We start from the raw sequence: 5,001 nt of genomic DNA, 5'->3' as shown, positions 1-5,001 counted from the left end.
ACCACCTCGAAGGGCTATGTGCTGAGGGGCACGCACGACAACGGCAGGGGCCGCGTTTACCTTGCCGACAATGATGGCCGTACGGTTTCCGGCTCTGGCTGGGTCGTGACCGGTGCGTATACCGGTGGCGCTCTTCAGCGCTATTACGTGCAGAACGGTGCGGCATGGACGAGCCTGTTCGGCGTGGGCAATTCTCATTATTACGGCCTTGGCGGTGTGGGCTATGTCCTGCGCGGCGTCGGGAATGGCAACTACGGCTGGATGGTTGCCGACAACGACGGCAAGCTTGCCCAGTCCAAGTGGGTTGTTACCTCAGCGTTTGGCCAGGGCCTTCAGCGCTATTGGTTCGGTAAAGACAGCATTATGGCCAAGAACAGGCTTGTCGAGAAGAGCGAGGGTGCTGGCTACTGGGCGTGGGCTACGGATAACGGCACCATCCTCCGCACTGTCTGGGACAACGGCAAGGGCCGCGTCTTCCTCGCCGACAACGACGGCAGGCTTGCCGAGGGCGAGAACTCCAACGGGTCTGGTTGGCTCGTTACCGGCAAGTTCACTGGCGGTGCACTCCAGCGCTACTACATCGACTCCAAGACGCACGCTGCCAAGAGCGGTTTCTTCCAGGTGAGCGGTTACGGCTCCATCTTTGGCGTTGGTAATGCCGGCTATGTCATGCGTGGCAAGTCGGCCTGGGGCAAGTATGTCCTGCTTGCCGACAACGACGGCAAGCTTGCCGACAAGTCCGGCTGGACGACTACCTCCAAGTACGACAAGAACACCCAGAAGTACTACATCGAGGTCGCTTATAAGGATGACAGCGGCTCCTATTTTGGTGCCGTGACGGGATTCTTCACCCGTGACGGCGTGAAGGCCTATGGCATCACCGGCGAGGGCTATGTTGTCCGCGGCAAGAAGGCCATCTCTGGCGGCGTGGTGCTTGCTGATAGCGATGGTAGGCTCGTTGGTAGCGACGGCGAGGTTGCTGGTTGGTATGTGAACGGCAAGTACGACGGTGGCGGTCTTCAGCGCTACTTCCTCGTCGCCACTTCTGATGGCTATCTCTATGCCAAGACCGGCCTCTTTAGGGTCAAGGACGGCAAGCTCGTCACCACGGGCGGCGACATGTACTACGGCAAGCTCGATGCCGGCTATGTCGCTCGCAACGAGACCGTCAACGTCAATGGCGGCTTCTATGAGGCCGACAATGACGGCAAGCTCGACGAGTCCTTCTCGTGGCTGAGTGCCGCCGGCCGTAGGGCTTGGGACCTCATCAAGAACGACTACAGCAAGTCTGGCTACTACGTCACCGTTGACATCACGAATTGCAGGCTCCTGGTCTTCAAGGGTTCCGCTGGTGCTTGGACGCCCATCTACGACTGGGCGTGTGGCGTTGGTAGCCCCAACGTTGGCGGTTACACGCCCACGGGCAAGTTCTACATCAACGCCAATGATCACCACGACTGGGACAACACGTCCAGCGGCGGTCCTTCGCGCGAGTACTACACGAGCGGTGTCTACTACTGCACGTACTTCTTCCTGGACGCCGGCATTCACTCCACGGTTCCGGGGATCCCCGATGACCAGCAGCTTGGCCGTCCGGTTTCTCACGGCTGCGTGCGCATTGCCTACGACAATGCCAAGTGGTTCTACGAGAACATCCCTGATGGCACTGCCGTGAGGTCCTACGCGTAAGCTCCTGGTGGTACGCAAAGGTTACTGAGGGGAGGGCGCTTGGGCGCCCTCCTTTTTTATGCCGTACTGTTTGCGAAGCGGTGGGATGCCCAAAGCGACTGATGTCAAGAAAAGCCGCCCGAGTGCCCATTGCTGGCCCTCGGGCGACTGTGTGTGACGTGCTTGGGGTGGGTAGAGCTCTTAAGATCCGTCGTGCGTCCGGTACGTCTTATAGTTCGTGAGGTATTGCGAGAACTCGGCAACAGCCTCGGATGCCTTTTCGTTGTCTAGCCGCGGTTGGGAATCAATCTCGACACTGCAACCATTGCGATGGTCGCGAGAGCCCCCGCGATGGCGCAGGCTATTCCCACCGTGAAACCCGTCGGTACGTAGGTAGCGGCGACCTCATGCTGCCCTGCGGGCACCTTGAATCCAATGAAGCCGTAGTCTGCCCTGAAGGTCTCTACCGGCTGTCCGTCGATGGTGACTGACCAACCCGAGGTGTGGGGGATTGCAAGGCATGCGTAGGCATCAGCATCGGAGCTCACTGTTCCGGTGAGCTGGGCCTTGGATTCGTCCATGGTGAGGTCTTGGGCGCCTGCGTTGGAGGGAGCCCCTTCGCCGGAGTCCCCCGTCTTCACCTCACCGTCTGGAACTATGAGTGCAGAAGTCGCCGCGCTCCTTCGCGCGGTCGCGTCGGGGAGGGCATCTGCCTCCGTCTCAGAGACGCAGCTCGTGTAAAGCGAAAGGATGGCGGGCTTGGGGGTCACCTCATAGACGAGGACGCTGCCTTCGGTGCGAACGAGGTTCAAGAAGTCCTCGGAAACCGGGGCCATGGCAAGGACGTACCGCACGCCAAGTAGGCTAAGCATCTGGCTGGTGCCGGCGTAGCTCAGGTCGAGCCACTGCACGTCATGCCGTCCGTCAGGAAGCACCTCCGGCCAGAGCTTGTCATAGAACTCCTCGATGTCGCTGTCGAGTGTCGAGTTATAGCAGTTGACGCTCGAATAATCAGCAACAAGGCCGTCGCAGTGGGGCGTCCACACGCCATAGGTCTTGTCGAGCCTGCTGGCGCTTGGGTCGGCGGAGCGGATCCACTCAGCCGCCTTGAGCGTGTCATCAGAGGCCGTGCCGAGTGCCGTCGATCGAGTGGCCTCTGAGAGCGGGAAGGTGTCGATTGGGTTGATGATGCGCAGGTTCGTCGTGAAGAAGCCGTCTGCCACTGAAGTGGCAAATGCGAGCGCGAGCAGCGTCATGACGAGTGCGGGACGCGAGGACTCCTTCCGAAACAGAGCGAAGGCGGCGCCCGAAAGCAAAAGGGCGAGTACGAAGAAGGCGCACACGAGGCGCCCGTTGAGGGTGGACTTGAGGGACCACAGCAGAATGGCGCCGGTGGCGACAAAACCGGCAACAAGTCCCGCCCTGCTCGGCTTGCCGGTGGCCACGCGCCTCTCCCAGCCAATGGGGGCCGCAATGCAGATGGGAATCGCGACGGCGAACGAACTGCGGTAACGCAGGTTGACCAGGGCGTTAAACAGGGTTGGCAGGAACAGGTTGGTGCAGTAGAGCACGATGAGGACCGTGGCCGCGATAACGAGGCGCTTGGTGCGCCTGGTCCCCTCAGAGAAGATATACGAATAGAACTGGAACAGAAGGATGACGATAAGCACGGAGAAGCCGAGCATGAGGTACTCGTAGGTAAAGCTGCCCCCAAGATCGAGTCCGCCTGCTGCGGGGATGAGGGAGCTCGGAACAACCTCAACGCCGGTGTCGATGAGCCCGGTGCCCAGGAGCCGGCTCAGGGCGATGGGAATCCACCGCCAGGGCACGAAGGTGGTCAAGGCGGCCCCAGCCCTGGTCAGTGCCGAGGAGTTGTCGGCGGAGATGCGGCTCGATTCCTCAAAGAGGAAGTACGCATAGGGGATAACCGTGATGCATGACAGCAGGCAGCCGCAAACAACCGGTGCCGCCAGACGCCCAACCTTGGAAGCGACTGCTTTGACGGTGGGCTGCTCGTCCTGCGAGAGGATTCTCAAGAACATATAGATGGCTATGAACAGCAGGAGCATGAAGCCGACGTAGACGCTCCAGGCCATGCTTGCGAACGTGACGAGGACAACGGAAAGCTGCCTGGGAATCGTTCGCCGCTCGGCCAGGGCCTCAAAGGCCAGAACGGCAATCGTGGCGATTGGCAGCACGGAACCAAGCCAATAGTGCTGACCCCACACGATGGAGTAGCCGCCAAGGGCGTAGAGTGTCGTACCAAGGATTCTCGAGATGGGTAGGGAGCAGAACCTGCAGAGCAGGCGGTCAAAGCAGAAGGCGGTAATAAGGACCTTGACCGTCTGCGTGAGCACGAGCGCCAGGCTAAAGTGAGCAGTTCCCAATACGAGTGCAAGGGGAACGAGCACCAGGTTGAACGGATCGAAGGTCCAGGACTGGCAGTTGAGGATGCTCGTTCCCAGGCCGTAGTCGAAGACCCAGGTAGACAGGGTGCCGGTGCGTATGTGGTCGATGAGGTAGAGGTAATAGGGAACGTACTGGTCCCTCGTGTCAGATCCGAGGTCGAGATACGAGAACGAGACCGTCTCCGTGTATTGGTTCCAGTAGATGGCCACGAGACCAACAGCAAGTATCAAGAGCAGGGAAACAAGCTCGGGTGCCTTTGGTTTGGAGGACGCCTTGGAGAGGTTGGGATACTGCCTCCAGACGAAGGCAAGGACGGCGAGGCCGCCTAGCGCAACGAGTGCAAGGTACTTGTAGAGGGACCAATTCATGTGAGAGTTCCTGACTCGAGGTTGTTGGGTCACCCAGACTATATCTTGAGCCGTCACGCGAGGCCGTGCTGCGAAACGTGGTGGTGATGTCGAGGACTGTGATTCGCGTGCTACAGAACACCGAGGGCGTCGGTCCTTTGGAGATGTGGCGTTCTTCTTCTTTTGCTCTGAAGGATTTGGGGTGCCAACGTGAGGGGCCGCACGCTTGTTAAGGTTGAACGCAGTCTATAACACGGCTCCGCAGGTTTGGGCCGCGAGCTTTCCGCATATGGGAGGACGCATGAAGAAGGTTTACGAGGATGCCGCCGCGCAAGGGGGCAAGAAGATTGGCTATGCCGCTGGTTTGGTAGTTGCCGCCGGGCTTGGCCTTGCGTTTGTCTCGGCTCCAACGGCTGCGATGGCGCTTGACGAAGGTGCCGACAGTGCCGTTCGCGTTGAGGCCGTTGAGGCCGTTGACGTGGATGGCGCTCGGACTGCGACCTCTCAGGAGGTTGCTTCGGCAACCGTTTCTCAGACGGCTGCCGGCGACGCCGCCTCGTCTGACGCGGCCGCCTCT

General features: G+C 60.1%; 3 protein-coding genes. 2 read left to right on the top strand and 1 reads right to left on the bottom strand.

The genetic code is table 11. From position 1 onward, the window contains the following. A partial coding sequence (locus EFAMC2_RS02520; RefSeq protein WP_154026695.1) for a L,D-transpeptidase occupies positions 1-1,689 on the top strand: 1,689 nt, incomplete at its 5' end. Between the two features lie 266 nt (positions 1,690-1,955). Here the strand turns inward: EFAMC2_RS02520 and EFAMC2_RS02515 are convergent. Further along, on the bottom strand, positions 1,956-4,445 hold the full coding sequence (locus tag EFAMC2_RS02515) for a YfhO family protein (RefSeq protein WP_154026693.1): 2,490 nt from the start codon (positions 4,443-4,445) through the stop codon (positions 1,956-1,958). A gap of 280 nt (positions 4,446-4,725) precedes the next feature. Between EFAMC2_RS02515 and EFAMC2_RS02510 the strand changes: the two genes are divergently transcribed. Beyond that, positions 4,726-5,001, top strand: a 276-nt coding sequence (locus EFAMC2_RS02510) for a hypothetical protein (RefSeq protein WP_154026691.1), incomplete at its 3' end; no start/stop codon positions are given.

It is taken from the genome of Olsenella uli (genome assembly GCF_901212655.1).
Lineage (GTDB): Bacteria > Actinomycetota > Coriobacteriia > Coriobacteriales > Atopobiaceae > Parolsenella > Parolsenella uli_A.
The sequence above is the reverse complement of the archived record's forward strand: the minus strand, read 5'-3'. Positions and strand labels throughout refer to the sequence as shown.

Excerpts from the sequence above, each read along its gene's own strand:
- EFAMC2_RS02515 (WP_154026693.1), bottom strand. The coding sequence starts at position 4,445 with ATGAATTGGTCCCTCTACAAGTACCTTGCACTCGTTGCGCTAGGCGGC.